Origin of the sequence: Mesorhizobium sp. M0410, assembly GCF_040321435.1 — a bacterium.
Classification (GTDB): domain Bacteria; phylum Pseudomonadota; class Alphaproteobacteria; order Rhizobiales; family Rhizobiaceae; genus Mesorhizobium.
The window spans coordinates 184,997-211,764 of the sequence record NZ_JAMYRN010000009.1 but is presented as its reverse complement, the minus strand read 5'-3'; the positions used below and the strand labels follow the sequence as shown (position 1 = coordinate 211,764).

Sequence of the window (26,768 nt, the reverse complement as noted above, 5' to 3'; positions counted from 1 at the left end):
AATCTACGATCCTCTTTGCAGCAACGAGGAAATCTTCGATGCTGCCCGCAGCGCCAAGGCTGCGACGGTCAAGGTTGGGTTGGCTGTTCCACCAGTGGGAAAGGTAGAAGCGCCAACGATAAAGAGGTTGTCGTGTTCATGGGCGCGGCAGTGCTGGTTTACGACCGAGCTACCTGCATCACTTCCCATCCGCGTTGTTCCGATGATGTGACCTGCGCCTGAATAGGTATCTTTTGGTTGAGGTTTGCGATCAGCATCTGGGATCTCGAGGCGATCGAAAATGCTCGAGATTAATGCCGCGGCCTTTTCGAAAGCCAGGCGGTTGTAATCCTCTAGGTGCATGGAAAGCTGGGCGCGTGGCATGCCAAACGAATCGGGTACTGCGTCAGCAAGTGTGACGCGATTGTCGGCGGAAGGCAGCATCTCGGTGGAATAGCTTATTCGGAACTGCCGGATCAGCCGATCACCTAACGCGACCCTCAATCGAGCTCCGATCAAGCCGTCCATAAGCTTTTGTTCAAGAGCCGCAAACGGAGTCTCGACCCGGCCCATGCCGTCGTTGCCGATCGAGAGTCGGAAGGCGGCGTGCGACGCCCGAAACGTACCGTCGCGAAAGGTATCGATGCCCACCGTGGTGGGTGGCCCGCGATAGGGGAAAAGCGGTTGCGGAACGACAGCAGCGGTCTGGCCCTGGAGGTGATCCATTAGGTTGCGGCCGACCTGACCGCTGCTGTTTGCCACGCCGGTGGGCGCCGCGTCACCGTCGCTAGAGATCAGCAGGAGGCGGGGTGTTTCGATTGCATGAGCTGCAATGACGTAAATGTCGGCCTGGAGACGTCTCTCGCCCCTCCGCCCCTGTTCATCCCACCGGGTATAGCGCAAAGCACTGACGCGCCTGGTCATTCTATCAAGCTCGATCCGCGTCACGACGGCCTGCGTGCGCAGAACCGCACCAGCGGTCGTAGCCTTGCTGACATGCACAGTGGCATCGTACTTTGCGCCAATTGGACATATGGGAACGCAGGACGAATTTCCCGCGCAGGCCGGCCGGCCGTCATACGGTCGTGAGTTTCGGGCCTGGGGCGTGGTTAACACGCGGACATCGGCTCCATCGAAGGTCAACCCCTCGACGGCTTTCGCAACGACGATATCGCCGTAAGCCGGCCATATCTTGCTCATCGGGAAGGCACGGCTACGGTGTGCTCCGTGCAGGCCATTGAGCTCCGCATGATCACCGGCAACGCCGAGCTCCGTCTCGGCTTCACAATACCACGGCTCCAGGTCGTCGTAGTCGATCGGCCAATCCACGCCCACCCCATAGGAGGTCGCCAATCGGAAATCCGCCGGCACATGGCGCGGCATGTTTCCAAGCATGTGCCACGTCGATCCACCGACCCGGCGCAGATACGTACTTTTGAAAGGCGAAGGCCCCAACTGGATGTAGTCCTTTTCGGAATCGGGGCTCCAGACCGGAGACGGAGGCTGGTTGTCGGCATATGGGGAACGTGGCGTTTTGATTGCCGCAAGCGAATAGTCCGCCACGAGATCCTGCCGGTTCCCGCCCGTCGGCCCAGCCTCGAGCATCACGACGCGGTAGTTGGCGGCGGCCAAACGGTAGGCAATGAGGGCGCCAGCAACACCGGCACCGACAATGGCGACGTCGCAGCGGTCAAGATCATCAGACATCTGGAGCGTACCTCCAGTGGCCAAAATAGCCGCCGGAAAGGCCCGGCGGATGGGCTCGCGCGGCGCGCCAGATCAGTCCCCCGAAATACGCCTCTTCACTAACGAATGCGGCTTCGACACCATTCTCGGCTGAAAGTCGCCCGGCGTACCAGAGATGTGCGAGCCGTCGTGCCGCATGGCCAACCTCCGGCTGTTGCTCCATCGTGGCGATCAAGGCCGCCTCTGGATCGGCATTGGCCTTCGCTTTATCGACGGCGATCGCGAGGCTGGCGAGTTCGGAAGCCCAATCAGGCCTCGAGGACATGATCGTGGCGTAGACCTGTTCAAGCTCCCCGCCGATATCGGAGTAGCCGGTCACAAACCTCGACATTTCTAGAAATGTCGCCACGCCCTTGCTATCCCCCAGATACCATTATTCCTACTCCCTACCTTTTACCTCAAGCAAGCCGTACGCTCCGATTGTCGGTCCTCATCTATGACATAGAGGCACGTTCTAGATGGCGCTGCCACTGCGGCAGGCACTCCCAAGAGCTGAATCGAACGAGTAAGACTGACACAGTTTTGTTACTTGTGACATTACGCGCTCCCACAGCCAAGTCTACTGGATAGGCGGTCGTTCCCTTGATACCTTCGGAGACGAAATAGAAAAGGACGCTATCTTGGAGGGGAACTGATGACACGAATTGCATTTTTCTTCCTTGTCTATCTTTGCCTTTTGGGCAGCCAGCTTCGGGCCGACGAACCACGCCCGCCGGTGCGAGTGGCCGTGGTTCAGTTAAACTCTTCCAAGGTGGGAGACTTCGGCGCGATGTTAGGTTACGCGAAGGCTGCGAAGGAACCGGGGGGCCGAGATCGTAGTCTATCCGGAAGAGGCGGTTTTTGGCTGGCTCAATCCAAAGGTGTTCTATGAAGCGCAGCCAATTCCCGGTCGGGCGCAGGCCGCCTTCGCGACCATTGCGAAGCAAGCCGGTGTTTGGGTTGCGACGGGCCTGGCAGAGAGAGGCCCACAGATAGCCTCCAACCCGGCCATCTACGAGGTGTTTGATTCCGGCATACTAATAGATTCGGAGGGCCGGTTAGTCCTGCATTACCGCCAGCACAACGTCATCAAAAATGCGTTCAGTGAGTGTCCGGTCAAGTATGGATCGCAAGGATGCAGTTATCGCCGGGTCCGCTCAGTGATGTTGAAGTCGTCGAGACCCCGTTTGGTCGCATAAGCATGCTAGTATGTGCCGATGCATATACCTTCGACACGTCGACGTTAGATGCCCTGAAATCGCTGAGGCCAGAACTCGTCATTATTCCTTGGGGCGTTACGGCGGGATCGGCCGCTGAGTGCGGCAAGACCGGCTTCAATGCGACGGGCTTCGCAGTGCAGGCGGCGGCACATCTCGGATCGGCCTACGTTGTCGGCGCCAATTCGGTGGGATCACGTCCCTACGGCCGGTTTCTTCCTTCCTGGTACTGCGGAACAAGTGGCTATGCGACCCCCCTCGGAAAGGTGGGTGGGGTTGCGGACGAAGAGCAAGAAATGGCGATTTTTGATATCCCGCTTCAATAGGCGAGATCAGCAGACCCCCCATTTACCTGACGCGCTCGAATTCGAGCGTATACGGATGAGGTTGTTCCCGATCATCACCTTTCGGCGATCTTGTCCAGAAGCGAACTCAGCAAGCGACGCCGGCGGGTGGCTCCAAGGAAATCTCCCCTTCGTCGGCAGTACTCAAGGGACGATTTTTTCAACGGCACCGGCGCTACCGCATGGACCGGAGTGGCCAAGCGTCACAGAATGCGAGGATGCGTAGCAAGATCTCTGGCCTGCTGCCGGTTCGTGGACGCCGAGATAAGGTGTTTGGACTGCCCCTGGCGCGATAGACAGGCCCCGCCTAACCTTTGAGCATAGGAGGCAGTTTGTGAGTACGCAGCGGTTTACCCCGGAATTCAAGGAAGAAGCAGTCAAGCAGGTCGTTGACCGCGGCTACGGCGTGCCGGATGTCGCTGCGCGTTTGGGCCTCTTCAGGCCTCCCGAGATCACGATCTTGGTCCATGTCTCGCAAGATGTTCTCATGCGGAGGACGAGAGAAGCCGTCAAATCAGTCGGTCGCAGAAAGGGATAGCAAGGCGTGCGATTCGGAAAGCTGTGAGTCGGATCGGCTGTCAGGCAAAAACCGCAGGTTCAAATCACGGGCACGCAACAGCGACCTTCACTGATCGGAGCGATTAGGCGCGCGTTTCGCCGCCTGTTTCGGTCGAGCCGGTTTAGGCGCCGTTGAGCTTTGCCCATACCAACGTCTTTTCCCACAGTCGATCGTTGATGACGCAGCGAGAATTTGATGGAGTACCGTCAAAATTGACAAGATCGATACGCCCACCTCTATTTCTGGATCGATTGATCACTGCAGTTGGGGCCGTGTACACGTGGGCGGAAGAAGACAGAGGTCGAGACGGTGAGGACGGTTTCTCGCGACGAGCTTTACGAGCAGATCTGGTCCAAGCCGATGACCGAGGTTGCTGCGGACTACGGCGTTACGGGCACGGCATTGAAGAAGACCTGCGATCGCCACCACATTCCAACACCAGAACGCGGATACTGGGCAAAACTGAAATACGGCAAGCGCGTCAACAAGCAAGCGCTGCCTCCATCGGCCGAACCAAACTTGGCGTTGGTAAGGATCGCAGGAAGTTCCGAGCAGCACCTGTCGCCATCCGTCCGCGAAGCCAAAGAAAAAGCCCGAGATAGGCTCCACAAGCACGCTGCGGCCAATCCGATGGTGGCCACTACGCCGGAGTCTACGCCCAGCTTCGTTGAGCTCCCGTCTCTCGCTGTCACAAGGCGCGCGATCTCAAAAGCGCGTCCGGACGATCAGGGCTTCGCGATCGTTCGGTCCAGGGGCGTTGTCCCTCTCAAGATTGCTGCGGCTTCCATTGAAAGGGGAATTCGCATCCTAAGTCAGTTGTTCGCTCTTGCAGAAACTCAAGGCCATTTGCCCAAGGCAACCGAGAACGGGTTGGTACTCGTTGTCGAGAATGAACCAGTTGCGTTCGGCCTGGAGGAGCAGCCCGAAAAGACCCTGCATCAACCGACGCCGGCAGAATTGAAACGGCGGGATGAAAGAACGCGTTGGGGCAGCACCAACGACGCTTGGCCCAAGTACGACCAGTCTCCATCCGGCCGGCTCGCTATCGTCATTCACGCCAACCCGTATTCAGGCCTTCGCCGCATATATTCCGACGGAAAGACGCAAGCCTTGGAAAGCATGCTGCCGGACATATTGGCAGGCTTCGTTGGACACGCGGCGTTCATCAGCGAACGCAGGAGAGAAGGCGAGGAACGAGAGCGTCGTCAACGAGACGCCGAAGCCCAGCGGCAACGCGAGGAAGCGTTCAATAGCCGCGAGAAGCGCCGTATGGAATTTGTGGATGCGATCCATGAACAACTGACCCATCGGGACAAGCTGAACGCGGTGCTGACCCATCTCGAGAATACGACGCCTGAGGATGTCGGCAGAATGAGCGCGATGGCGACTTGGATCCGGCAGCGCCTGAAGCAGATCGATGCTCTGATCAGTCCCCATTTCCTCGATATTTCGGCAAGATCATCGAAAGTCGATTTTGATGAGCCAGACCCTGAAAAAGAGGCCGAGAGCGGCAATGGCTACTTTGGTTATTCGCCTTCCATCAGCCTTCAACTTTGGTCGATTGACAACGAAAAGAAGCTGGCCACCGCGTGCTCACCGCTGGGATGGGCGAGCGCTGTAGGGACGATGGTCGAGAAAAATCCGCCGGATTAGAGGAAACTATTCTGCATGAAAGATGCGCGGTCATCAAGACCACGCTGAAAAGCTACCGCTTTCTGGTCGTCTATTGCGCCCGGGTCGTGTCTCCATGTTGGCCGCTGAGGGGGTAGATCATGATCCCGGGAAGAATTTCTGCCTGACACGGCGATTGCGCCCTAGCGCCCGTTCTAGCTCCAGAACCGACAGGTGGTATTGGTCGACTCGGCGTTTCGAGCAGATCGCGTCGAGCTTGTCGTAGAGTGTGGCGTCCTTTGAGCTGAGGTGATCACGCCGAACCCTTGGGCGCCGTATTGCTCGAGCATGTCGCCGACGTCCGTCAGGCGTGTGGCTCCGAGGGACGAACCGTTGGTGACAAGCTTGCACTGGAAAATCCATTTCTTACGCTCCACCCAAGGGCCAATTGTTGCCTCATGGATGATGATATCGCGGCCGCCATCCCTCGATCTCGATTTGCCGAGCTTCCGAATGGTATCGGAATTGAACTTCGGGTTGTCAAAGATCAGCTGGTAGCAAAGCTCTTCGAAGGCCTCGTCGTCCAAGCTCGTCCAGTCGCACTGAAAGAAAGGCGCGGCGCCGGTCGCGGTGGACAGCTCTTCGGTCATTTGGGCCGAAGCCTCGCGGAGCGCCTTGGCCGTCTGCAGCTGCGCCGGCCTGATGTCGTAGAGGAAATGGAGGAAATAGCCATCATTGACGAACGCAAGCGTACCAGTCTCGTGAAGGTAGCAGCCCTCCGCGAGCGTTGGCATGCCTTCTGCCGTGTCCCAAGTCGTGATGCCCATGGGAGCGGTTTTCTCTGCTTTCGGCGAACGGAGCGCGTTGAAGGGGTCGGATGACCAGCGTTCGCCATACTCGTCGTCTTGGGTCACGAGCCCTGCGCAGACCCGGGATTCGAAATACCGACCCGATGGGAAGCGGACCAGGAGGCCCTCGTGATGCACGAACGACTCGCCGTTGACGATGACGAAATCGGCTGGCAGGAAGTCATTCAGACGGTACTTCTGATCCGTTTCGACGAAGAATCGGTCGGGGCCTATCGCCACCGGCACAAGCCACCCGGTCCGCGAAGCATAGCAGCTCCCGCCTAGTATGCCGCTGAAGCCGCTGCGATGAACCCGAGGCGCCGCTCTGGGAAGCCCTCCATCTGACTGCTCCATGCCTCCGGCGCTTCGGATCGCAACTCGCTGTTCGCGGCGTGAAGGTTGGCGAAATACCAGTCGATAATCTCCGGCGCTCGGGGAACCAGGGTCTCTAGCTTGTCCTCATAGTCATAGACCTGTTCGCGAAGGTTCTGCAGTTCCTCCAGTTCTGCATCGTCTGTGAAATCCTCGAGTTCCCCGAGCAGAAGCGCACAGTCGGCGATGGCGCCGAATAGTCCCGGCCTTGGTCCAGTGAGGACGGCCCTGATGCAGCGGTAGCCTCCGGGTGGGTTTTCGGTCCTGACACACTTCGCATGTACAGCCATCCGTTCGATGGCCCACGAGGCGTCAAGAAGATCTCCGCAGATGTCGCGATAGGACTGGGTTGACCCGAATGAAGGGAGCGGCACGTAAACGAAAATCCGATCGTAAGCATGTGGATCAAGCGTCGCCAGATCCATTTCGAACTCTTCGCCGAGATCGATCTCGAGCGTTCGCGCATTGCCCCCGGCATCGTCCTCCATCTTGTTTATCCCTTATCCTAGGTACCAGCCCCACCGGCTCCCGTTTCTGGCTTGCATCCCGGTTCAACGACCATTGTAGGCTGTCGATCGAAACACAGCGTCAATCGGATTGGCGAGCTGCCGACAGGGTGCCATTTACAGCAGATACGTCCGGGTTACGGGCCACAATTTAATTGTCAGACGATCTGATGCGCGCGCACGATGGTCCCACCAGCGCCCAGACGGCATCCACAACCTCCACCAGCGACAGGCCGTCGTGGTCGATTGATTGTGCGTAGGCACGCCATTGGCGCTGCTTGGTCCCATCGTCCAGCAATGTCGTTGAAAGACCAGGTGGCCTACCGTCAGGAATGTCAGTATGTCGCCGCTCGAAAGTCGCTCGGATAGCAGCATCCAGATCCGTATCTGCGAGAGGGACTGCCTTGGGGATCGCCCACAGATCGTAGTAATCTTTCATGCGACCGTTGGCGATGCCCAGCGCGACCATGGCCTGAAATTTCTCAGCGATAACTGTTGCCGGGGGATAGGTCCGTATCTGCGGCGTCTCCATGCCAAGCAACGATGGATAGGCGAGCGGTTGCGCCGCTGCAGCTAGAGCGTCGCCAAACCCTATGTCGATCGTAATTGGGATCCTAGACCGCTCCAAAAAGGCTGTTGTGCGTAGGCGAACCCCGCCATATTCCATCTCTTCGCGGATCGTGGTTGCAGTCAGGCCTTGGGTATCGAATACAAGCCCATCGTCGGTAGCGATTGCCATGATTTCGGCAAATGTAGCTCTGAGCTTTTCCGGGTTGGCATCGCCATGCCCAAGAAAGTCAGCGTCTCGCGTCTCGCGATTGCCACCGTCGATCCATAGGGTAACGAGCATCCCTCCCTTCAGAATGAAACGATCGCGCTGGTCCGAGACAGACAGGCGGTAGAGCAGCCGTTCTAGCGCGTAGCGCACCAGCACGACTTCATAGACCCGCGCTTCCTTGCGGGCGAGGTTCAGCAACCGCTGCTTGATCGAGGCGGCCCGATTTTTCGGGTCTCTATCCATTCGAGGTGAGCGCTTCAAGATAGGGGCGCATGATTCTCCAAGAGTCGCCGGCGATTGCGACTTCGGCTATTTTACTGGGCGTGGCCTTGCGCTGTTCAAGCGCGGCCCTCAGGCCTTCGACCGCGACCGAGCGGTCGACCAGCTTTCGGTTGCGGAAGACATCGGCGAGGGTTTTCGGGACAGAGAAGATCGGAACGTCGACCCCCGAAATTCGATGATGCTCGATTCCTTGGTTCATATATTTGTCCCGAAGCTCGACGATGCGGATCGGGGGATATGAAGGAACCGGTGCCCAGTCCCTCGCGCTGATTGCGACCCATATCTTGCGAGGCATCTGATCCGTCAGCCCGTGAAAGGCCAGCGCGGAAACCATCGCGATGACGCCTTTCGGCACCCGCTTCGCGGCTTCGGCGAGTGCCTGTTCAGTCTCGACCTCGCTACCGGCGCGTTGGTAGAGGCCGCGTGAAATGCGAATGAGTTCGCCATTTTGGACAGCGCGCGATATCGTCTTGCCGTCGATTCCGGCCTTGCGGAGTTCATATGCGCGAACGATCGGCGTCGAGTTCAAGAGTGTGGCGAGTTGTTCACGCTGGGTTAGTTCCAGGCTATCCATTTGTGGCACACCCTTGGTAGCGTTTCTGTCGGCCAGCTTTCGGGACACCTGCGGCGTCACATATCCTAGGTGTCATCTCGAACATACCCAGGATATGTGACATGCAAGCGCGTCACAAAACCTGGGTCTCCTTCACATCATACCCAGGTTATGTGACACAGGTCCAGGCCACATATCCTGGGTCTCGTTTTCGACACACCCAGGATATGTGACATCACTCCCCCTGCGAGGCTAGCGGCGCGGGCGAACAAGATCGCTTTCGAAATCACCGCTTTCCGACCACACCCAGGCCAGCACCCGTCCAACCGTCTCATCGAGATACGCTGCCCGAAGTCCACATTCCCAGACGATAGCGACGCGCCAGCCTTCGGCGTGCAAGGCATCGACCACCTCGCGGTCTCGGGTCACGTTCCGATCGAACTTCGCAGTCCAGAATTCCGACCTTGACGCTGGTCTGCTGCACCAGTGACAACCCGTGTGACGATGCCAGAAGCATCCGTGGACGAAGATCACCGCCCGTCGCGAAGACAGAATTATATCTGGTCGGCCAGGCAAAAGCGCCCCGTGCAACCGATATCGCAGGCCAGACCGATACAGCGCCTTTCGCAATGCCATTTCCGGCCTGGTATTCTTCCCTCGAATGCCGGACATCATCCGAGAACGGGTCGCCTGATCAACTACATCTGCCATCGATCCAAGCCTGTCATTTCCCCGCAGAGGTGATATTAATCGGACTTTTGCTCCCCGGGGTCGAAAGCGCATGATTCTTGCCAACATATTCAGTTGTTGACATATTTGCAGGTCCTGGAGGACTGGCAGAAGGGTTTTCGAGCGTTTCCGGCGCCGATGGAAAGCGCGCGTTCAAAATTGCTCTGTCGATCGAGAAGGACAAGGCGGCGCACTCAACCCTGCAGCTGCGCAGCTTCCTCCGCCAGTTCGGCAATTCCCTTCCTGAAAGTTACTACGATCTGATCAATCAGGGGGGCGACATACCCGACTGGTCCAAACAGTACCCAAAGGAATGGGCGGCTGCGGAAGAGGAAGCTTGGCAACTCGAGCTTGGCAAGGAAGATCCCGACGATCGACTGAACGATCGACTCGACGCCATCCGGACCGAAAGCGACGGCAAAGTCATCCTTATCGGCGGCCCGCCCTGCCAAGCCTATTCCCTCGTTGGCCGTGCCCGCAACCAGGGCAAGGAAGGATATGTGGCCAGCGAGGATCATAAGCACTTCCTGTACAGGGAATATATCCGCATCCTCGATCGACTCCGGCCAGCGGCCTTTGTCATGGAAAACGTCAAGGGCATGCTGTCCTCGTCGGTCGACGGCGAGAATCGGATTTTCGATCAGGTAATTCGTGACCTGCGTGGAGACCGGCCCCATGGAGAGGAATACCGGCTGATTGCGCTGGATCCGCGCAGCCGAGGACAACTTGGCTTTGGCAGGTTTGAACCACGCGCCACCGATTTCATAGTTCGTGCCGAGGATTTCGGAATTCCTCAAGCACGCCACCGGGTGATCGTCGTCGGCCTCAGGTCCGACCTGGCTGCGGATTTGCCTGATTCGGCCCTCGCCGATCTGATGGTTCGCCATAGCCTGACTGCAACCGTCGGCAATGTACTGGATCGGATGCCGAAGCTGCGCAGCGGTCTCAGCCGAGGCGTCGACAGCCGGGAGGAATGGAAACAGATGGTCAGCATCGCCATGGCCTTTGTTGCCGACGTGGACACTGGTCTGGCCGATGATCTGCAAGCAGCCTTTGCGCAGACGGCTCATCAATATCGTACGAACTTCGAGAGTCTGAACGACATACCCGGCCGTGAGGCGCGAGGCGTCGGCATCTCGCCGGACTGCCCCTCCCACCTTCGTGACTGGCTGATCGATCCCAGGCTGGAGACGCTGCCAAATCATGCGACTCGTAGCCATATGGCGAGCGATCTTGCGCGTTATTTCTTTGCAGCTGTTTTCGCCGAAGTCGTCGGCCGCTCACCGAAGGCTTCGGATTTTCCAGAGGAGCTGGCACCGGAGCACGAGAACTGGAATTCCGGCAAGTTTGCCGATCGCTTCAGGGTGCAGCTCTCGGGCGGTCCTTCAACGACGGTTACAAGTCACATCTCGAAGGATGGACACTACTTTATCCATCCTGATCCAATGCAGTGTCGCAGCCTTTCGGTGCGCGAGGCTGCGCGTCTTCAAACCTTCCCCGACAACTATCTCTTCCAAGGCAATCGTACCCAGCAGTATATCCAGGTTGGCAATGCGGTGCCGCCTCTCCTTGCCCGCTGGATCGGTGAAGCTCTTTTCGTGATTCTGACGGCCGAGAGACGCGATGCAACAGAAAACGAAATGAACCTGTCGTATGTTGCCTGACCAAGCCCGTTTGCAAGATCACGCGGATATTCGCGTACGGCTCTTGTGACGAAGTCGTTCGCGTTTTTTCATTTCAGCTTGCAGCCGATGGCCTGCGGCGTACAAACTCCATTCGGGGCGATGAGTCTATTCACAGCGGGGCGGGCGATGTCGGTATCAGCGACACAAATGGATGCGTTTGTCAGGCAGTTGCGCGCGCGACTGTCATCGGCAGACGGCCTGGATGATGCGGCTCGCCTCGTCCGGCAGGACCTCGAACCGTTTCTTGGCCGCTTCTCGGACGAGACCGAGCAGGATTTTGCCGCCGCCATCGAACAGGTTCGCGGATCCATTCGCCCCGTCGAAATTCTCAGGGTCAATTCGATCTTCCGAATCCGCCAGGACTGGTATCACGGGCCGGCGGAGACTGATCGTCACTGGCCCGCGTTGCGGGCATATCTCGTCGACTCCAAGGGCTGGTCCGCAGACACTGTCGATGACCGGATCGGCAAGGCGTCGAACGAGATCGTCTCCCTGCTCGAAAATCCCTCGAAGGAGAGCTTTGCATGTCGTGGTCTGGTCATTGGACACGTGCAGTCCGGCAAGACCGCCAACATGACCGCCGTCATCGCAAAGGCGGTCGACGCCGGCTACAATCTGGTGATCATTCTGGCTGGCCTCACGAACAAGCTTCGCAAGCAGACGCAGGGGCGCATGCAGAAGGATCTGGTCGATCGGCTGAGAGACCAGTGGCAGCTCGAGACTCGGGATGACGAGCAGGGTGATTTCAGGATGCCGCCCAATGGCGGCTTTCCGATGCCTGTGGAAGGGGCAGCGCAGCTCGCAGTCGTGAAGAAGAATGTTGCTCCGCTCGGACAGTTGCTTCTTACATTGGAGCGCACCCTGCCCGCGATTCTGCGCCGTCTCAAGGTCCTTGTCATCGATGATGAATGCGATCAGGCGAGTGTGAACACAGCCTCGGGCGAGTACGATATGACTCGCATAAACGAGAAGATTCGCCTCATCCTCAAGAAGATCCCGGCAAATTCCTACGTAGGATATACCGCGACACCGTTCGCAAACGTGCTCATCAATCCCTTCCCTGCTGGAGGAAGGGAACTCGACGACCTCTACCCGAAGGACTTCATAACCGCGTTGCCGACACCAGGAGGTTATTTCGGGACCGAGCGTCTGTTCGGCCGCCCGCCTGTCGACGCGGATTCCCCGCAGCCGGAAGAAGAGGGCCTCGACATGATCCGGGAGATCCCGGAGGACGACACGGCGTTCCTTCAGCCTCCGAGCCGGGCAGAAAAGGATCATTTTCTGCCTCGCATGACGGAATCGCTCGAAGATGCGGTTCTGTATTTCCTGGCGTCTTGCGCAGCGCGACGGTTCCGAGGCGATGCAGACAGCCACATGTCGATGCTGATCCACACATCAGCGTATGTGATCATGCATGAGCGACTGGCCACCTTGGTGAAGGCATGGCTCGAGGTGATCGCCGACCAGATCACGGACCCCGGATCTGCTCTTGGGACACGGATGCTCGGTCTCTGGGAGGCCGAGCAGCAGCGCGTGCCTGATGACCTGTGCGTCTTGCCCCATGTCACCGGAGATCAGCTGATGCCATTCATTCCAGCGGTCCTCGAGGCGCTGGAAGTTCCTGTTGAGAATGGCACCAGCGAAGATCGGATCGACTACGATGGTCCTCCACGGACGTACATCGTCGTCGGCGGCTCGATCCTCGCTCGCGGCCTGACTATCGAGGGCCTGTGCGTGAGCTATTTTCTGCGCACATCCAGCCAGTATGACACGCTGCTGCAGATGGGGCGGTGGTTCGGCTATCGGCCCGGATACGAAGACATGCCGCGCATTTGGATGACCGACTCGCTCAGTACGGCGTTCCGTTCGCTCGCCCTCATCGAGGCCGAGATCAGGGGGGATGTGGCGGAGTACGCGGTCCGCAAGACGACGCCTATGGAATTCGCGGTAAGGGTGAGGTCGATCCCGGGGATGGCGATCACTGCCGCAAGCAAGATGAGAGCGGCTATCCTTACCGACGTGAGCTATGCCGGCAAGCACGTGCAGACAATCCGCTTCGATCATCGCAGGCCTGAGATCGTCCGGGGAAACTGGACCGCCGCCGCCCATCTGATGACACAGGCCACCGACCTCGGATTGCGCGACCGGGAATCGACGCGCATCCTGTTTCGCGGTGTCCCCGGGCGCCTGATAGTGCAGTTTCTTCGGGCATACTCGGTGCAGGCGTCCCACAGGGAGCTCTCAGCCGAGTTCCTGCTGGGATACATCGAGGCATCTGGCGACAGCGCGCGAACATGGAACGTCGGAGTCGTCGAACCGAGGAGCGGGGAGCCGTCGGCAACACCGATGGGCGAACTTGGCCCGGTACGGCTTTCGACAAGAACGCGACTGGAGCGGCCGGATGATTTCGCCGACATCAAGGCGCTGATGTCGCGAAGAGACGTCCTGTTCGACTGTGCCGATGGCGGAGAGGCCACGGCAGAGACAGATTGGACCAGGCTGAAGGCCGTGCGCGCAAGCGTCGTCGGCAACGTGCCGCTCCTGCTGCTCTATCCGATCGACAGGAACTCGACACCGAGAAGGCCGTCGGGCCAGCGCGTCGCCCTTGAAGCCGTCGGGGATCTGGTCGGCTTCGGGATTGTCTTTCCCGGGTCGGCAGACGGCTCAGGCGGATATTACAGCGTGAGACTGGAACCACCATCGGCCGACGATCTCGAAGATATCGAAGACGAGATCGCGGAACAGCTCGAGGCCGGCCGTGTCCACTGAGCCGTCGCTCGAAGAGTGGTCCATGCTGCGCCGTGGTGGTCACGCTTCGAGCGAGCTCGGGATTCCCAGCGTGGATACGGGAATCGAGACCGGCTTCGGAAGCGTTCGTCTTGCGCTGGGCAATGCGGGCGAGCTGCGCGTGCTCCTCCCGATAAGACACAGCGAACGGATCGCGCAGGTCCCGAGCAGTCCGTCGCTTGGGATCGGCATCGCGACTTACTCTCTCAATGGTGTCTCCGTACGCTATCTTGACATTGTCTGCCTGGCAGCCGGCCTGGACGGGGTCTTTGCGGATGTCAGCGCGGAGATGATGAAGCGTATCAGGGCCGGCTTGTCTCCAGTCGACGCCTGCGCGTCGACGCTCGACGACTTCAGATCGCTGCTCGCCGATCCGACTTCTGGAGTAACAATCCAGGAAGTGAGAGGTCTCGTCGGCGAGCTCCTGATGCTCCGACGGATGCTTCGGCTTGATGCGCGCGCTTGGCAGCTCTGGCGCGGCCCCATGATGGAACGTCATGATTTTCGCGCTGGCAGACTCGCACTCGAGGTCAAATCCTCCGCGAGGGTGACGGGACTTTCGGTCCAGATTTCAGCGATCGATCAGCTGCTCGCTCCAACGGGAGGCGTGCTGCATCTCGCGCTATATCAGCTCGAGCAGTCGACGGGCGGCGACCTTTCCGTGTCGAGATTGGCCGCAGAAGCCACGTCGATGGCGTCGGACTCCCTTGGGGTCCGGAATCTTCTTGCGGCTGTCGGCTGCGCTGACCCGAACGCTCCGGTGTGGAACAGGGCGAACTTTCATCTTGAGGGCGAGCACCACTATGTTGTCGGCGACGACTTCCCCAGGATCATCCCGGAGAGCTTCGCGACCGGGGCGCCGCCCACAGGCGTTACCATCCTTTCCTACTCAATCGACCTTGTCGCTGCCGAGTCCAGCCGTCTGGCTGCCGTTCGTGCCGACGCTCATGTCAGCGAGATGATCGCATGCCTCGACCACCCCTGACACTGCACTCCGAGGCATATTCGGCTTCCGGCAACCTGGCCGCCGACGGCTATCTGAAGCTGCTCGGTGCGCCCTCGATCGATCTTGTCCAGACGGTGGTGAGGGAGGCCGTGCAGAACAGTTGCGATGCCGCCCTGTCCGACGGCGGAGCCGAGGTCCATTTTCGGTTGCGTACGCTTGATCCGGAACAGGCCGCGATTCTGCGTCTCGACATCCTGAGCCAGCGACCGCTCGACGGCAAGGCGGCGGGCAGCCTCGACGATTTCCTGCATTCCGAAACTCTGCGAGTGCTCGAGATCTGTGACTTCGGCACAGCCGGTCTCGCCGGACCGACTAGAGCTGACCTGGCGTCCGATGACGAGCCAACTGACTTTGTCGATTTCCTGAGGAACGTGGGGTCACGCCGCAACACCGTGCACGGCGGCGGCACATACGGCTATGGCAAGACTTCTCTCTATCTGGCGAGCCGCTGTTCGGCGATCGTGATCGACAGTCAGACCTCCCTTGCAGGCGATCCCGTCCGCCGCCTCATCGCTGCCCAGCTTGGATCAGCATTCGACGCGGACGACCCGCACGGAGTGAGACGAAGGTTCACCGGAAGGCACTGGTGGGGTATTCCCGCCGACGGCGATGAGTACGTCGACCCGATCGAAGGCCGGGAGGCGGCGGACCTTGCCGACGCGATCGGCTTTCCTGCGCGCGACGCTACCCGATCAGGCACATCGATCATGATTCTTGACCCCGCGTTTGTCGGCGCCGATGGCGAGCATGCGATGAGCCTCGTACAGGAGGCACTGCTCTGGTTCTTCTGGCCCCGGCTCATCGAGGACACGCCCGAGACCCGGAAGATGCAGTTCCGCGTTTTCATCGAGGATACGGAATATCCACTGCCGCGGCCTGAGGACTTTCCTCCACTGGATCTCTACGCGCGTGCAATGAAGGCCTTGCGGACCGATCCGGCGAGTGGCGAGGAGATACGCTCCTTTCGGCCGAACAGGGTGCTTGGTCGCTTGAGCATGGTTCGAGGGCTCCGGGCAGATCGAATCTCGCCAGCAGGTCGTGAGGGTAGCCTGTTCCCGGAGCGATCCGCCGCGATCGCAGTGATGCGGCCCGTGGAACTGGTGGTTCGCTACTACGAAGGTGTGCAGCTTCCCGATGATCGCTTCGAGTGGGCTGGTGTCTTTATCGCGTCAGATGAGCAGATCGTCGAGGCTGCCTTCGCAGAAGCAGAGCCGCCCGCCCACGATGATTGGCAATTCGAGGCGCTCGCCGACAAGGAGGCGCGCAGTATCGTGCGGATCGCCGTCCGCCGCATCAAGGTTGCCGCGGCAGAATATGCAAATCCGCCGGCGGCGGCGCCGATCGGCGGCGATAATGGACCGTCGCTTGCGACGGTCGCCGGCCTGTTTGGACGGGTACTCGAGGGTGAAGGCGAAGGTGCAGGTCCTCGAGCTCCCGGGGGCGGTGGTGGCGGTGCAAGCCGTGGTGGCACCGGCGTCACTCGGCCCTTGTTCCTGAGACTGGAGGAAGGCCAGGACGGGCCTGTCGCGGTTTTCGAAATGGTCGTGAGGGGCGACGGCGCGGCAAACTCGCTGCTTCTTGAACCTGCACTTGTGATGGACGGCGGCACCGCAGCCGAAGCGCCGTCGACCGTCAAACCTCGTGTGCTCGACGCTCGCAATGAGCTCGGAGAATCGCTCGGCAGCGGGACGCGGATCGAGATCGGTGATCGAGTCGGCAGGTTCGAGGTGGCTGTTGCGATGCCATCCGATTGCGCCGTGACGCTCGGTGCGCGACTGTCCGCGGCAGCCGACACATGAGCCGTATCGCCTTTCCATTCCTGACGCTAGGGACCGACGCCGTGCAGGCCGGCCCATGGGTACTCGTCGAGAACGATCGTGAAGTCGTGATAGAAGATCCCTGGATTGCGGACTGGGACAGCGGACGCGACGTGACCCTCAGGCGCCGGATTGCTGTCGATCTTGATATCGCCGCCTCACAGCTGCGGATCGACATCGCGCAGCTCGCCTTGGTGCTGTTGATGCGCGTCGGCACGGGTTCGGGCAACATGCCCCGAACGATCATTGCGGCGACGCGTCGCGAAATTCGCGCTGGAGAAATTCTTCTCGAGGAGCGAGTGGCGGGACACGGCCTTTCCCAGCGCCTTCTTGCCGAGACAATGATCCTCCTCGGCCAACCCGGTTCAGGCGCCCACACGCTGTCTCCGTCGCGACCAGCATCGAGGCTCTGGTCTGACCGGATCGATCTGCGTCTCGAGGGCGAGGAGCCCAGATTCCCGATGGAATCACTGAGTTTCTCCCGCCGCTTCGCTGGAAGGCCGGAAGCCTATGCGCCATGGTACCTGCACTGGGCCCCAGGAAACCTCCACCGGGACTTCGGCGGAGCTGTGCGACTTTTCCTCAACAGCGATCGCCCCGACTTCACCGAGCGTCTTCTCGCCGGCGATCGTGCCACCCTCCAGGTGGTGCTTGCCGATGTCATGACGCAGATCATCGCGACATCGCTGCGACAGTCCGATTTCGAGCAAGCGGTCGCTGAGAGCGACTCCAACTCCATAGCAGGTAGAGTCGAGTTCTGGATCCGGCTGGCCTTTCCCGGCCAGGACATCCAGACGATTCGGAGCATGCTCGATCTAAGACCATCCTCGTTCCATGCAGCGGTTCTCGCCGCTGCGGACGTCGCGACCGAGGAGGCTCGCGCATGAGCGTGGCACTACTGCCGAGACTCGACCGCATCGCAGTCGACGCGTGCCTTTCGTCTACAGCGGGTCTCATGGTGACCGTCGATGCTGGGCTGGAGTCTGCCCATTTTCCTGTCGAGGCAACTTATGCTGCGAGCGGTGGAAGCCCGGTGCCCGACGAGTTCCTCCGGACACTCCGATCGGCTCTGCTCGAGATCGGGCATGCCTGCGGATTTCCGGACCGAGGTAGCGCCATCGAGCGAGCTCGGTTCGACGAACTTGCATCCATCCACCTTGCACAGGTGCCTGAGTTTGAAAGCGGAGAAGCACTGCGGGATGACGTGTGGGCGTTCCTCGCGACGGTAGTTCTGCCTGACCTTGTGGCATGGCGATTCGCCGGAAGGCCGGCCGAGCGATTTCAGGGAGGCATCCGCAATGCATTCCAGAGGCTGTGGATGAGAGGGCGAATACTCGACAGAGGTCCTCTGACCGGCCGCCGCTGGGAGCTGCTGGCAGAGCTCACGGAAGATGCTCTTGTCCAGATCACCGAGCGCCCATCCATCGGAAGTGACGCGCGACTTGCGCGCGGGTTCGCCGAGGCCTGGGTCAGGGCGGCAGGTCGGCTCGGCCGTCCGGCTATGGAAGATGTAACGCGGGAAGCTATCATCCGGCTGAGACTGCGGAATCAGATCCAGGTCCTCTCGGAGATTGAGGATTCCGAACTGGGGACCGTCATGGATTCCTTCTTCACCGGAGACAGTACACCGCCAGCGCCTGCCAAGCCCGGTTGGGTAGGCCGCCTCCTCGGTCGGACCTGATCAGCAATTGGCAGCAGTTTTGTTCGTAGGAAGGATGCGAATGCGCTCGCGGTTCTATCAGTCCCTGAAACTGTCTCAGGGTCGGCAACGAAGGGCAATCTACCTGGCAAGGTGAACCGAGCGAGCCTCGCCGCCATCCGACATGGGCGGGATCTCATCCGGCTGCGGAACGAGTGCGTGCGAGCACTGTAACCGCCTTCCGGAGTTGCGCTTCGTCGAGGCTGGCAAAGCCGAACCGAAACGCCTCGGGCGCGTTTGCCGCGTCCAGCGTCAACCGGTTTCCCGGCGTGACGGCAACGCCTGACCGAGCTGCAGCACTGGCCCAGGTCTCCGCACTTCTACTTCCACGCAATCGTAGCCACAGCGCCAAGCCTCCTGCTGGGAGGTCGAACGTGACGTCTTCACCCAGAAGCCGGCGATTTCCTAGGCCAGGAAGTCGCGCCGCGCTGCATAGATCCGCCGCGCTTTGCGGGCGTGCCTGCGCAGTTCGCCGTCCTCGATAGGCGCTGCCAGCGCTTGGTTGGAGCGGCAGGTCGCTTGGCGGTCGATCGCTTCGCGCCGGTCCGCCATGCGGGCAAGGATGTCCGGCCGCGCGGCCACGCAGCCAACCTTACCGCGGGCGCGAGCAATTTAGAGAGAGAACCGACATAGACGATGGCTTGGTCCGGATCCGTCCGCGCGGCAAGCGGCAGCACGGGGCGACCGTCGAAACGGTACTCATGATCATAGTCGTCTTCGCCACATCGATACCCTGGGCGTCGACCGGCACACCGATGATCTTGGCGCCTGCCGCTCGGAACGCCGACCAAGCGTCGGACAAAAAGCTGGGGTGATCAGCGCTCGTCGAAAGGCGCGCGCCAGTTCAACGCGAGGCATGATCCTCAGGATCGGGGGATCCGTCCGACACGCGCAACAGGGATAGCGAGGCCTTTCCGGTCTCAGCCATGCTGATTCCTAATCTGTAGGTCACAGGTTCGATTCCTGTCGGGATCACCATTATTTTCAGGTGCTTAGCAAATTGCCGCCGTACTTTTTTGCAAATTAGTACGGCAATTAGTACGGCGTTTTTGATGGCCAGTCGGCAGCGCTGATATGGATTCGTGCGACATCCATTGTCTTGTTGCGGGGATGCGCAACCGCTGATACCGACATTTCCTTCAGATGGCGATTTGAGGTTCGAGTCTGTCGAGAAGACTCGCCGCACCGGTCTCGTGTTGATAAAAAGCGTTTTTCTGAGATTTTCGTACTGGATTGTATCACAGTTTGTATCTCAATCTGTATCGCTCAATGCGGAGCCGATATTAAGCTCGTAGTGGCTCAATCTCGAAGCTTGGAGCATCGCCCATACGCTAACCGGCGCTAACGGAGAGGATGCCTGGGGCGCCGGTCTAGACGAAACGAGCGCCGTGGCCCTGGTCCTCCGCAGTTTCTTTCGGAACTTGCGCGTGAGCGTCAGCGACGTTCGTAAGGGCAATAGTCTGCGTTGCTATGGTTGATCAATCAAACAGCGGCCGATGGCACCCGCAGATCGGCTTAGGGCGTCCTTGGTTGTTCAGAGACAATCTCTCATACGCTCACCTCTCCTAAAAATTTCCCTGTGGATATTCCCTCTATGACGATGCGGTGTCGTATTCGTTTGGTCGCGGCTGAGTAGAAGTAAGCAACTTGGGCCCGGGGGAATCATGAACAAGTTGCTTGTTGGCGCGGCATTGCTTGCCGCCGGTGTCTTCGGCGCGGATACATCTTTCGTTTCTTATATTAGAATCTCCGCAGGGATGGCGGCTTTTGCGCAGGAGGCGCAAGGAACTTCGTCCGACCCTGGCGCGCCCGCAAGCGGTGACCTTGGCAATGGCGGGGCAGCTATGGGCAGCGGCGGCTCATCGGATCAGCCGAGTGCGGGGGATGAGCCCGCTTCCGGCAGTGCACCTGCTACCGAGACCCCAGATGCAGCGGCCGCGGTCGGCACGACAGATCAGTCGACCGACACGGAAGCTGCACCCGAGGAGCCGGCCGCAGCGGCTGCCACCGCGACAACGACCACGACAAGCGGCGATCCCGAGGCGATCGGCACGCCCAAGGTGGACCTGCCGAAGAGTTCAGGCAATGGCAATCTGGGCTATGCCATCGGCATCGACGTCCCGGACTTTCGCGGCATTGAGCCGTCGATCGCGCTCACCTACGAGTCTTCGCGCAGAACCAAGCTAGGTGCCCTCTACCAGGGCTGGCTGGGCTATGCCTGGGGTCTCGGCGGTTTCGACGTCATCGAGCGGGCAAGCCCCGGCTATGGCATGCCGGCCTTCGATGGCACCGACATCTATCTGCTCGATGGCCAACAACTGGTCGCCTGTGTCGCCGGCATGGTGTCGCCGTCGTGTTCGACCGGCGGCACGCATGCGACGGAGAATGAATCCTATCGCCGCATTGCGCTGAACGGCACCACCAACGAATGGAAGGTGACCGATCGCGACGGCACCGTCTCGACCTTCCGCTCGGTCGCTGCCGTTGCCAACCTGACGCCGACTGCCGGCACGCCGGCCTATGATCTGGCCCTAAGCTATCGCTGGCTGTTGACCTCGGTCACCGACACCAATGGCAACAGCGTCGCCTACAGCTACACCTGTCCGGCAAGCCCGGTCTGTTACCCCGATACGATCAGCTACAACGGCACAGTCGTAAAATTCTATCTGGAGACACGGCCCGACCTGATCCTGATGGGCAATGGCCGCGACATCTCCGAGACCAGCCAGCGCATCAAGGCCATCGGCGTCACCGTCGGCGGCTCCCTGCGCGGCGCCTACAAGCTGACCTACGATCAGGCGCCGTTCTCCAACGCCTCGCGTCTGATCGCCGTCAGCCCGTGCCCGGCGAGACAGATGCTGGTCGGGCGGATTTCGAGGCAGTGGGCTTCCGCACCCTGATAGAAGGTCTGCGCGGCAAGCGTATGGGTCACCGCGACCAAGGGCGATGTCCGGCTTTTCGCCAAGCGCAAGGCGAAGCCCAAGCGTCCGATGAGCGGTCAAGTCGCGAATGAGAAGGTCCGAGAACGGCTTGCCGTCGTCCTCCGCTTCTTCGTCGCTGCCGCCATTGGTATCCGAACCGCTGCCGTCTTCGATGATCTCGCCATTGTCGTTGACGGCGTAGTCCTCGCCGTCTGACCGCGTTTCCGCTTCCGGTCCCGCCTGCTCATCCTCGGCGCGAATGAAGCCACGTTCGATGCGCGCCGCGCCGTCATAGGAAAGCACGACAAACACGCCGCCATGCGAAACAATATCAGGATCGTAGGCGTGGCGCGAGCGTCGATGCGCTCGATCTCCGCTTCAAGCTTACCGAAACGCTGATCGACATCGTTGGGCAGTTCCTAGGCGCTATCCCATTCCTCCGCGAGCCGGTTGAACTCGTCGGATGCCGTGGCGTAGGCGGCTTTGTCTTCCTCCGACAAATCCACCGGTTGCGGGTAGGTGCGGCGCAATCCGTTTGCGTGCGGGTAGTCGATATGGACATCTGCCCATTTCCAGCCTTCGGTCTGCCTGACGGTTTCCGCGATGCCTTGCAGCTTCATTTCATGCGCATCGTTCACGGTGTCGATGACGCAGCGGATCGGTTCGGTCTTCCTGATCTGCTTGCGCTTGACGCGCAGCAATTGCGCCAACCTGCGGCCTTCGCCGATGCTGACGAAATAGAAGTCGGTCTCAGCACCCTCCCCGTCAAGCTCCGGCTCGACCACAAGGTTTTGCAGGATGCCCTTGGCGGGGATACTTGCCGCATAGGCTTCGATGATCGCCTCGCTGTGCGGGGTCTTGCGCGCATTGCGGGGCGACTTCTTCAGCTTGTTCAGCGGAATGAAGACCTCGGTGCCGCTTTCGCCGGCATTTGCGGTCTTCGCACTTGTTTCATTGGTCGTCATGGTTCTGGTCCTTTCCCGTTACATGCCGAAGGCATGCCCCTCGGCATGCCTTCCGGGGGCGCGTGAGCGCGCGGCAGAGAGGGGGGCGAATGCCGGCGAGCGGAGCTGGGCTGCGCGTCGAGCGGGGCGGATCGGATCAGTTCAAACGATGATGGTCATGTCGCGCCTTGCGAGCGAGCGGCTTCGCTCTGCGCAGGTGGCATTCGCGGGGGAGAGATGGCCAAGACCATCTCTCCCATACTTTGGAGGACGCGGGTCCTAATCCTAAAAGCAGCAAGACGCCGAAAACAGTCATCCGTCGCCAGTTCTCACCGATGAGCGCAAATGGCCGAGAGTTGACCGTCAGCTTGCAGGACGAGATTGCTTGAGCAGTCGTTCTCGTCTCATAGACAACCCACGTTCCGTGCTACTATTCAATGGGATTGCGGCTCGCCACGGAATGAGAAGTCGGCGTCTACGACGAGATCGGTCAAGTCGTGCCATCCAGGCGTGACACGGCCGCTAAGGCAGCGATTAGATTTGCATGGATCCAGCGTGCTTTCTCATCAGCGGTCATGAAGCCATCGAAGTACGAGGCATAGACGCAGAAGCTCAAGTCGACCATGTCGTTGCGCATTCTGTCCATTCGCTTGACCGGTTGACTGCCGCGTCTGATCCACCAGAGCAGATCAATGACGAGTCCAAGCGCATATCGGAAGAGATAGGTCCGAGCGATGCGGATGTCTCCGAGGTTCTGCCATGGCAGGCAGTAGGCGTGTGCCAGATTTTCCCATACCTGCATGGCGGCGCCGTAAATGGTTTCCATCATCGCGGTCGAGTATTGGTTGTTCGTCCTGATGATGCGGATCTCGGCCTTGGTGAACATCTGCGCCTCCATTTCGGGCAGCGATACCGCTATGTCGACCGCACCTTCGATCAGCTCCGGGAGGAGGCTGTCTGCAAAATTCCAATGATCGCGCAGTTGCTCCAAGATGGGCGCATCATCAACTGTGGCGCGCCTGATCGTGGTAACCATCTCAAAAATGATGCCTGCCATTCCCTTGAACTGCATACGCTCATGCAGGTCCAGCTCGGTCGGGTCGAGCCGGATTATCTCGCCGTTGGATCGCAGCAGGATCAACTGATCGGGGAAGTCGCCGACGACCGACAGGCCGTGCTTGATGGCTTCCAGCGACCGCTGTTTGTAGATCTCGATCCAGGCATAGTCGGCGAGCACCGCGAAGTTATGTGGACTCGCCTGAAGATGGGATCGCAACTCCTGCGATTGCAGCATGCTGCTGTCGATAACCAGAGACGGCAAATCGATTCCCCATTATTCCACTGGACTGGCGGCCGGATCACCGTTGAGGACCGCGATGATGGCTGCCAACCCGTCAAGAACACCGCCGGCCAGATGCTCGAAGTGGGCGCGATAGGTCTGACGCTCGGCTATGGCCTTCCTTTGCTCTTCCGCTTTGGTCGTTCCGCCAGTGTGGGCCGTCAGCGTGCTTCGGAGTGCATGCAAGCGCTGCAATGGCGCAATCGTAGCTTTAGCCTTTTCCGCAGGAACGCCGGAGGCAACCAGAATTGCCTCGATCAGCCGGAGCGAACGCCAGTTAGTCTCGACCTGCGCCTCACGGTTGGTCGCGATTTTTCGCAGTTCACTTTCCTTGAAGCCCTCTACGACGAGCTGGTCGAGATGCATGATTTCATGGCCCCACTCGGCCGCGTTATCCTGGGACGGGTACTGGGCGGCCAGCCGTACCGCCTCCCCACGAGGGATCCACCAAGGCGGACGCAAACCATCCAGCGCAGTCGTATCTCGCTTGAGTTCGTCCAAGGGATCCGCGTCATTTGTCCACTGCCCCAGAAAATCGCTGGTGAAGCTGCGCTTCGAGATTGGTGCCTTGGGCTCTTCGTTGAATGATTTCCAGTACAGCTGCTCTTCGTAGGGCAGATGGGAGAGGTCCTGCAGGTAGGTGTGGACCTGTCCGGCCTCGTTGATGTCGAACGAACGAAGCTCCCAGACATCGCGACACCGGATCATGCGACCGTCGATCTGGTACTTATCCGTGTCGGCCTTGTATTTCGACATGACGTCTGCGCGGAAGAAAACCGGGGAGAGCTCAAACGGCAGGCCCTCGACGGCATCGAAGTAATTTGTGCTGGCTCCTGGCACGGCCGAACAGGTTGCTATCCGGCTGTACCGAGCATCCTGGATTATGAAGTCGGCATGTTGCCTCTTGAACCGATCCGACGCCGTGTTTTCGTCCTCTATCACCTCAGCCAGGGTCTTGTTTGGACGGACGATGATCCATCCATTCACGAAGCTGGATCGGCCGGGAACCCGTCCCGAATGATACGCTAGGTCAGGTGCTGCGAAGCTGTCACGCTCGGCGTCCTGCCAACCGTCAAAACCCACCTTCTTGTGATCGATCCGGGTAAAGTCGAACTTTGCGGCGAGGACCGTCTGAGTGACCGCCATGTACTTCACAAGATCCTCGGTCTTAACGGTGACCAAGGTTCCACTATGGCCTTCTTCGTCAGCCGGAAGCTGCTCGACCTTGATGATCGGTTCAATATCACCACGCCGGTTCACGCGACAGTATGCGTTTCGCTCTCTCAGGAAATGAACGTCCAGCGCCTGGACCAGTCGTTGGTCTAGCTCGACATATGGATCGAGGCCGTGCATCCGGCGCCGGTACACCAACTGCTGGCCTCCGGCGAGCGGCGAGCCGCCGCTCTCTCCAATTCCGGCTTCGAGATACATCCGCTCCGGCTCCCCGCCGCCCCAAACGTGCTCGAGCCGCCAACTGGAGCTGGGATCAATGAAGACAGGTCCGAGTTTTGCGTGATCAACCGGGTTAGCCTTCTCTGCTTTCATCAGAACCGCAAAGAGATAGAAACACTGCGCGCTGACATAGATTGGGGTCCATTGTCCTGTCAGGACGAGCTTGAGGTACTCCACCGACTCGGCTGCGTTCTCCAACCACTGGCCGGGTCTGTCATCCGGTACGCACGTGTACTTCTGAAGGTTTTTCATGGCAGAGCGTGGAGATCGTTGGAGTCTGCGAACTGGTGGATGAGACGATCTCCGCTCTCACGCGCGACCGCGACATGCTCGTTCGTCAGGAGAAAGATGCGGTCGCCGAGCTTCAAGTACCACCCGCCGCCGTGCCCTACGCCATGGTCGCGCGATCTCTGAAGATCGGTGTCCGGGACTGCCTCAGGTATTCGGTCATGCCCGCGAGAATTCAGGCAACGCGGCATCCCACTCGGCTTTGGTAAACACGAGATCAGCCATCTCCTTCTTTTGACACCCATTCGTACTCATGCGCGCTGGCGGAGACGCGCTCATTTGACAGTACCAAAGCCACTCTTCGTGATGACGGCAAACATCGCCGCTGAAAACTTTCGGTATTCCATAAGATGGTGGGTCATCAACTCCACGATCGGTATATGCGAAGCGGATGGCCGGAAGGTGACCTTGTGCTGAATGGTCTTTACTGTCCCGTCCGGGAACGTAACTTCGCCGTGAGATTCCATGCGGTCGAGCCCTAAAGGGACATCGTTGTCCATCATCCGCGACTGTCTGGTATCGAAGGCGCGTTTGGGCGTCCGGCGGGGGACCACAATGGGCATGATTGCCTTTGAGGTCTTGCCTTTCGTAGACACCAGCCAGCCCTCGGCCGGCGCTTGAACGACTTGGCGGTGGACGACCTCGTCGCGGTAATCCCGCAGCTCGGCCAGCCATGCCTGATGGGTTTTGACGACCTCGAGGATCCCACCCTGCTGCCCCTTGTCGACCATCTTCTCCAAGGTATGTATCGAATGCGCGACGATGCCGGGCATCGTTCGGGCCGCCGCGACTCCAAGGAAGTCCAGTCCGGACCGGACGGCAGCCAAGAATGCAGAGAGCTCGTGGACGTAAGCCGTGGACTGCCCGCTGTTCACGACCAGCGATGCCGTAGAGGCGACAGCATTCTTGGCCGGCCTGCCTTTGTTCTTCATCGCTGCAATTGCCGCAGCTTCGGCCGTCCCCAACATGGACTTGACGTTGCCGATGTGGTGTTCGGCCGCCTGCTGCTTCCGGAACGAAAACATCAATTGCGTCTCGAAGTATTCCTTGTCGTCCCACTTCTTGAAGATCGGGTGATCTGGCGCAGTTGGAGCGTCATCGATCGCCTTGAGCAGCCCGTCTAAAGCTTCGCGATACGTCAGTGGGTGGGTCGGCTTCTTCATCTGCGGGGTAGCGAGCATGGGGATGGATTGGGACCTTGCCGGATGTTGACCCTGATATCAACAAGGGATTCTAGACCGTGTCCCCGGAGACGCCGGCCGCATGGCTGAATGGCCGAGATAAGGCGCAAACGAACCTGCTCGCCCAGATGACCGCTCTTAGTGAC

General features: G+C 59.7%; 22 protein-coding genes, 1 tRNA gene and 2 pseudogenes. 12 read left to right on the top strand and 13 right to left on the bottom strand.

Annotated elements, in window-relative coordinates; all coding sequences use genetic code 11:
- Positions 1-3: 3 nt before the first annotated feature.
- Together NKI63_RS15915 and NKI63_RS15910 are read right to left on the bottom strand one after the other, a co-directional pair.
- Complete coding sequence (locus tag NKI63_RS15915) at positions 4-1,686, bottom strand: GMC family oxidoreductase (protein WP_352571028.1); 1,683 nt, start codon at positions 1,684-1,686, stop codon at positions 4-6.
- Positions 1,679-2,074, bottom strand: a complete 396-nt coding sequence (locus NKI63_RS15910; protein WP_352571027.1) for a sugar dehydrogenase complex small subunit — start codon at positions 2,072-2,074, stop codon at positions 1,679-1,681. Before NKI63_RS15910 ends, NKI63_RS15915 begins: the two co-directional genes overlap by 8 nt.
- 439 nt (positions 2,075-2,513) lie before the next feature.
- On the opposite strand from NKI63_RS15910, the gene NKI63_RS15905 reads away from it, so the two are divergent.
- From NKI63_RS15905 to NKI63_RS15890, 4 genes and pseudogenes are all read left to right on the top strand, one after another.
- Positions 2,514-2,903, top strand: coding sequence for a nitrilase-related carbon-nitrogen hydrolase (locus NKI63_RS15905; protein WP_352822336.1), 390 nt, complete (start codon positions 2,514-2,516; stop codon positions 2,901-2,903).
- On the top strand, positions 2,840-3,247 hold the full coding sequence (locus NKI63_RS15900; RefSeq protein ID WP_352822210.1) for a nitrilase-related carbon-nitrogen hydrolase: 408 nt from the start codon (positions 2,840-2,842) through the stop codon (positions 3,245-3,247). Before NKI63_RS15905 ends, NKI63_RS15900 begins: the two co-directional genes overlap by 64 nt.
- 352 nt (positions 3,248-3,599) lie before the next feature.
- A pseudogene (locus NKI63_RS15895) lies at positions 3,600-3,701 on the top strand (transposase); the annotation flags it as partial.
- A 432-nt stretch (positions 3,702-4,133) separates the two neighbouring features.
- The gene (locus tag NKI63_RS15890) at positions 4,134-5,477 is read left to right on the top strand and encodes a hypothetical protein (protein WP_352822207.1); all 1,344 of its coding nucleotides are present in this window, start codon (positions 4,134-4,136) and stop codon (positions 5,475-5,477) included.
- A 173-nt stretch (positions 5,478-5,650) separates the two neighbouring features.
- Here NKI63_RS15890 and NKI63_RS15885 read toward each other — a convergent pair whose 3' ends face one another.
- The 5 genes from NKI63_RS15885 to NKI63_RS15865 form a co-directional block, all read right to left on the bottom strand.
- Entirely contained in the window at positions 5,651-6,523 is an 873-nt protein-coding gene (locus NKI63_RS15885; RefSeq protein ID WP_352571021.1) for a restriction endonuclease, read from the bottom strand.
- Positions 6,524-6,564: 41 nt separating this feature from the next.
- A complete protein-coding gene (locus tag NKI63_RS15880) occupies positions 6,565-7,143 on the bottom strand; it encodes a hypothetical protein (RefSeq protein ID WP_352571019.1) in 579 nt (192 codons plus the stop codon).
- A gap of 169 nt (positions 7,144-7,312) precedes the next feature.
- Positions 7,313-8,182: a nucleotidyl transferase AbiEii/AbiGii toxin family protein gene (locus NKI63_RS15875; RefSeq protein WP_352822204.1), complete on the bottom strand. Its 870-nt coding sequence runs from the start codon at positions 8,180-8,182 to the stop codon at positions 7,313-7,315.
- Positions 8,175-8,795: a type IV toxin-antitoxin system AbiEi family antitoxin domain-containing protein gene (locus tag NKI63_RS15870; protein ID WP_352571124.1), complete on the bottom strand. Its 621-nt coding sequence runs from the start codon at positions 8,793-8,795 to the stop codon at positions 8,175-8,177. The genes NKI63_RS15875 and NKI63_RS15870 overlap by 8 nt, the downstream gene beginning before the upstream one ends.
- A gap of 231 nt (positions 8,796-9,026) precedes the next feature.
- Positions 9,027-9,485 carry a very short patch repair endonuclease gene (locus tag NKI63_RS15865; protein ID WP_502900477.1) on the bottom strand — a complete coding sequence of 153 codons (459 nt, stop codon included), beginning with the start codon at positions 9,483-9,485 and terminating at the stop codon, positions 9,027-9,029.
- Between the two features lie 77 nt (positions 9,486-9,562).
- Between NKI63_RS15865 and NKI63_RS15860 the strand changes: the two genes are divergently transcribed.
- From NKI63_RS15860 to NKI63_RS15835, 6 genes are all read left to right on the top strand, one after another.
- Entirely contained in the window at positions 9,563-11,167 is a 1,605-nt protein-coding gene (locus NKI63_RS15860; RefSeq protein ID WP_352571015.1) for a DNA cytosine methyltransferase, read from the top strand.
- A 168-nt stretch (positions 11,168-11,335) separates the two neighbouring features.
- Positions 11,336-13,957, top strand: coding sequence for a Z1 domain-containing protein (locus tag NKI63_RS15855; protein WP_352822201.1), 2,622 nt, complete (start codon positions 11,336-11,338; stop codon positions 13,955-13,957).
- A 22-nt stretch (positions 13,958-13,979) separates the two neighbouring features.
- Entirely contained in the window at positions 13,980-14,960 is a 981-nt protein-coding gene (locus NKI63_RS15850; protein ID WP_352571011.1) for a PD-(D/E)XK motif protein, read from the top strand.
- A gap of 110 nt (positions 14,961-15,070) precedes the next feature.
- Entirely contained in the window at positions 15,071-16,780 is a 1,710-nt protein-coding gene (locus tag NKI63_RS15845; RefSeq protein ID WP_352822198.1) for a hypothetical protein, read from the top strand.
- The gene (locus NKI63_RS15840) at positions 16,777-17,685 is read left to right on the top strand and encodes a hypothetical protein (RefSeq protein ID WP_352571007.1); all 909 of its coding nucleotides are present in this window, start codon (positions 16,777-16,779) and stop codon (positions 17,683-17,685) included. The genes NKI63_RS15845 and NKI63_RS15840 overlap by 4 nt, the downstream gene beginning before the upstream one ends.
- Complete coding sequence (locus tag NKI63_RS15835; protein WP_352571005.1) at positions 17,682-18,479, top strand: DUF6339 family protein; 798 nt, start codon at positions 17,682-17,684, stop codon at positions 18,477-18,479. Before NKI63_RS15840 ends, NKI63_RS15835 begins: the two co-directional genes overlap by 4 nt.
- A gap of 154 nt (positions 18,480-18,633) precedes the next feature.
- Here NKI63_RS15835 and NKI63_RS15830 read toward each other — a convergent pair whose 3' ends face one another.
- Positions 18,634-18,849 (bottom strand): aminotransferase class I/II-fold pyridoxal phosphate-dependent enzyme, encoded by a 216-nt coding sequence (locus tag NKI63_RS15830; protein ID WP_352822194.1) that lies wholly within the window; start codon positions 18,847-18,849, stop codon positions 18,634-18,636.
- A 53-nt stretch (positions 18,850-18,902) separates the two neighbouring features.
- Positions 18,903-19,079, bottom strand: coding sequence for a hypothetical protein (locus NKI63_RS15825; protein WP_352571003.1), 177 nt, complete (start codon positions 19,077-19,079; stop codon positions 18,903-18,905).
- A 324-nt stretch (positions 19,080-19,403) separates the two neighbouring features.
- Here NKI63_RS15825 and NKI63_RS15820 point away from each other — a divergent pair.
- Together NKI63_RS15820 and NKI63_RS30730 are read left to right on the top strand one after the other, a co-directional pair.
- Positions 19,404-19,475, top strand: a tRNA-Arg gene (locus NKI63_RS15820).
- Positions 19,476-20,161: 686 nt separating this feature from the next.
- Entirely contained in the window at positions 20,162-21,397 is a 1,236-nt protein-coding gene (locus tag NKI63_RS30730) for a SpvB/TcaC N-terminal domain-containing protein (RefSeq protein WP_502900475.1), read from the top strand.
- Here NKI63_RS30730 and NKI63_RS15815 read toward each other — a convergent pair.
- The 4 genes and pseudogenes from NKI63_RS15815 to NKI63_RS15800 all read right to left on the bottom strand — a co-directional run.
- Positions 21,337-22,383, bottom strand: a pseudogene (locus NKI63_RS15815) (ParB/Srx family N-terminal domain-containing protein); the annotation flags it as partial. The gene NKI63_RS30730 and the pseudogene NKI63_RS15815 sit on opposite strands and share 61 nt — an antisense overlap.
- A 469-nt stretch (positions 22,384-22,852) precedes the next feature.
- Positions 22,853-23,656 carry a hypothetical protein gene (locus NKI63_RS15810; protein ID WP_352822191.1) on the bottom strand — a complete coding sequence of 268 codons (804 nt, stop codon included), beginning with the start codon at positions 23,654-23,656 and terminating at the stop codon, positions 22,853-22,855.
- Between the two features lie 39 nt (positions 23,657-23,695).
- Entirely contained in the window at positions 23,696-25,405 is a 1,710-nt protein-coding gene (locus tag NKI63_RS15805; RefSeq protein ID WP_352822189.1) for a hypothetical protein, read from the bottom strand.
- Between the two features lie 311 nt (positions 25,406-25,716).
- Positions 25,717-26,604 carry a hypothetical protein gene (locus NKI63_RS15800; protein WP_352570997.1) on the bottom strand — a complete coding sequence of 296 codons (888 nt, stop codon included), beginning with the start codon at positions 26,602-26,604 and terminating at the stop codon, positions 25,717-25,719.
- Positions 26,605-26,768: the final 164 nt, after the last annotated feature.